Source organism: Streptomyces nanshensis, assembly GCF_001751255.1.
Taxonomy (GTDB): domain Bacteria; phylum Actinomycetota; class Actinomycetes; order Streptomycetales; family Streptomycetaceae; genus Streptomyces; species Streptomyces nanshensis_A.
The window spans coordinates 1-3,256 of the sequence record NZ_LJGW01000099.1 but is presented as its reverse complement, the minus strand read 5'-3'; the positions used below and the strand labels follow the sequence as shown (position 1 = coordinate 3,256).

At 68.5% G+C, this 3,256-nt stretch carries 2 protein-coding genes; both read right to left on the bottom strand.

Annotated features, from left to right (window positions below; translation table 11 throughout):
• A partial coding sequence (locus AN218_RS05225; RefSeq protein ID WP_141747476.1) for a type I polyketide synthase occupies positions 1-1,750 on the bottom strand: 1,750 nt, incomplete at its 3' end.
• 20 nt (positions 1,751-1,770) lie between these two features.
• Entirely contained in the window at positions 1,771-3,096 is a 1,326-nt protein-coding gene (locus tag AN218_RS05220) for a beta-ketoacyl reductase (protein ID WP_244900284.1), read from the bottom strand.
• Between the last annotated feature and the right edge of the window lie 160 nt (positions 3,097-3,256).

The following is a 3,256-nucleotide window of genomic DNA, read 5'->3' as shown; positions in this document are numbered from 1 at the left end:
CGCCAGCACCGCATCGAAAGCCTCGGCGAAGACGGAGAAGNGAGAAGCGCTCGTACAACTCCCGGCCCATACCGAGACGTTGACTGCCCTGACCGGAGAAGACCACCGCCAGCACGCCCGGGTCAGACGACGCCACGCCCCGCGCAGCCTCGACGACGCCCTCGTCCGACGCCAGCAGCACCGCACGATGCTCGAACACCGACCGTGAGGCAGCCAACGAAAACCCCACGTCAACCCGCGAGTACTCCGGACGCGCCGCCACAAAAGACGACAGCGCATCAAGCTGCGCACCCAACGCCGCCTCAGACCGGCCCGACACCACCCACGGAACCACCGCAGGCACCAACGACCGTCCCCCGTCGACCACTTGATCCTCAGCCGAGGCCGCCTCCACCTCGGGAGCCTGCTCCAGAATCACATGCGCGTTGGTACCGCTCACGCCGAAGGCCGAGACGCCGGCGCGGCGCGGGCCGTCCGCCTCGGGCCAGTCGGCTGCCTCCGTGAGGAGTTCGACGGCGCCTGCGCTCCAGTCGACGTTCCCGGAGGGCTCGTCCGCATGCAGTGTCTTGGGAAGGAGCCCTTCCCGCAGGGACATCACCATCTTGATGACGCCTGCGACACCGGCCGCTCCCTGGGGGTGGCCGATGTTGGACTTGATCGAGCCGAGCCGCAGGGGATGTTCGCGCTCCTGCCCGTACGTCGCCAGCAGAGCCTGTGCCTCGATCGGGTCGCCGAGCGACGTGCCGGTGCCATGCGCCTCGACGGCATGCACGTCGGACGGGGAAAGACCCGCGTTCTCCAGCGCCTGCCGGATGACCCGCTGCTGCGACGGACCGTTCGGCGCCGTCAGACCGTTCGACGCACCGTCCTGATTGATAGCCGAACCACGCAGCACCGCAAGGATGTTGTGCCCCTTGCGCTGTGCGTCCGAAAGGCGTTCCAGCAGGACGACGCCGGCGCCCTCGGACCAGCCGGTGCCGTCGGCGGCGTCGGAGAAGGCCTTGCAGCGTCCGTCCGGTGCGAGTCCGCCCTGCGAGGTGAACGCGGCGAATCCGCTCGGTGTGGACATCACGGCCACGCCGCCCGCGAGGGCCAGGTCGCACTCGCCCTGCCGAAGGGCCTGCGACGCCAGATGCATGGCCACCAGCGACGACGAGCACGCCGTGTCCACCGTCACCGCCGGCCCCTCCAGGCCGAGCAGGTAGGAGATGCGGCCGGAGAGCACACTCGCGGCGAAGGCCGTGGTGGCGTAGAGGCCGACGTCTTCGGTGGAGGAGGCGAGGAGGTCGGCGTAGTCCTGAGCGGTGGTGCCCATGAAGACGCCTGTCTGGCTGCCCCTCAGAGCGTCCTGGCTGATGCCGGCGCGCTCGAACGCCTCCCAGGACGTCTCCAGCAGTAGCCGCTGCTGCGGGTCCATCACGACGGCCTCGCGCGGGGCGATCCCGAAGAACTCAGCGTCGAACGAGGCCGGGTCGCTGAGGAATCCGCCTTCACGTGCGGTGCTGTCGATCGCGTCGAGGTCCCAGCCACGGTCGGTGGGAAAGCCCGAGATGCCTTCGCGGCCTTCGGCGACGAGCTGCCACAGCTCCTCCGGCGTGCTGACACCGCCGGGGTAGCGGCAGCCCATGCCCACGACGGCGATCGGCTCGACGGCGGCCGCGATGAGTTGCTGGTTCTGCTTCCGCAGCCGGTCGATCTCCTTCAAGGACGACCGCAGAGCCTCGACGTACTGGTTATCGGAGGAGGTCATCAGGTTTCCTTAGATCGCCGTCAGTTCTCGGGGTTGCTGTTCTCGCTGGCGAGCCGCAGCAGGCTCTCCGCGTCCATGTCCTCGATCGATGTGGAAGCCGTGGACGCCGGTTCGTCGGCGGCTTCTCCGTCCTCGTCGGCGAGTTGCAGCACCAGGTCGAGAAGACCGGCCTTGCGCAGGCGGCTGACGGGGATGGACGCGAGGGTTTCCTTGATCTGCGCTTCCGGGTCGTCCGCGGCATCGTCGGCTGCGGGTACGTCCGGGAGGAGTTGGCTCCGGATGTACTTGGCGAGTGCTGTGGGGTTGGGGTGGTCGAAGATCAGGGTCGCGGGCAGGGGCATTCCGGTGGCGCGCTTGAGCCGGTTACGCAGCTCCACGGCGATCACGGAGTCGAAACCCACATCCCGGAAAGCACGGTTGGCCGGAAGAGCCTCCGCATCCTGATAGCCCAGGGCGGCGGCTGCGTGTGTGCGTACCAACTCCAGCAGCTCACGCGAGCGTTCCGCCTCCGACAGCCCCGCAAGCCGCGCCCTCAGACCCGACCCACCGCCCTCACCGGCACCGGCCCCCTCACCGGCACCGTCCTGCGGACCGGCCAGCGCACGCCGCACCTGCGGAATCTCCGACAACAACGCACTGGAACGCTCCGCAGTGAAACTCGGCGCGAACAACTCCCAGTCCGTATTCGTCACCGTCAACAACGACCGGCCCTCAGACACCGCCTCACCCAGCACCCACAACGCCAACTCCGGCTCCATGGGGAAGACTCCGCGCCGACGGAGCTGTTCGGCGCCTTCTTCCTGCGTGGCCATACCCGCGGCACCCCAGGCGCCCCAGGCGAACGACGTCGCCGGCAGCCCCTGACCCCGCCGGTACTGAGCCAGCCCGTCCAAGTACGCATTCGCCGCCGCATACGCGGGCTGGCCACCGCTGCCCCAACTGGCCGCACCGGAACCGAACAGCACGAACGCATCCAGACCGAGATCACGAGTCAACTCGTGCAAATGCCAGGCCGCCGTCATCTTCGCCTGTAGCAGCCGGTCCAATTGATCCGGCTGGAGGGCTTCGACGCTGGTGTTGTCCTCTACGACGCCTGCGGTGTGGATGACGGCGGTCAGCGGCAGATCCTCCGGAACCCCCTCCACCACCGCGGCCAGCGCATCACGATCCGCCACATCACACGCAGCCACCGTCACCCGCGCACCCAGAGCCTCCAACTCCGCACACAACCCGCTGGCGCCCGGAGCATCCACCCCACGACGACTCGTCAACACCACATGACCCGCACCACGCTCAACAACCCACCGAGCAACCCGAGCACCCAACGCACCCGTACCACCCGTCACCAACACCGACCCCGACGGCACCCACCCAGAAGGCACAGACGACTGCGAGAGCGATCCGTCCCCGGACCCAGACTCAGAAGCCGGCTCAGCGCTCAACCCGCCAGAACCGCCCGACTCCCCTACACGCTCGCCCAGTTCGGTGGGAACCAGCCGGCGCCCG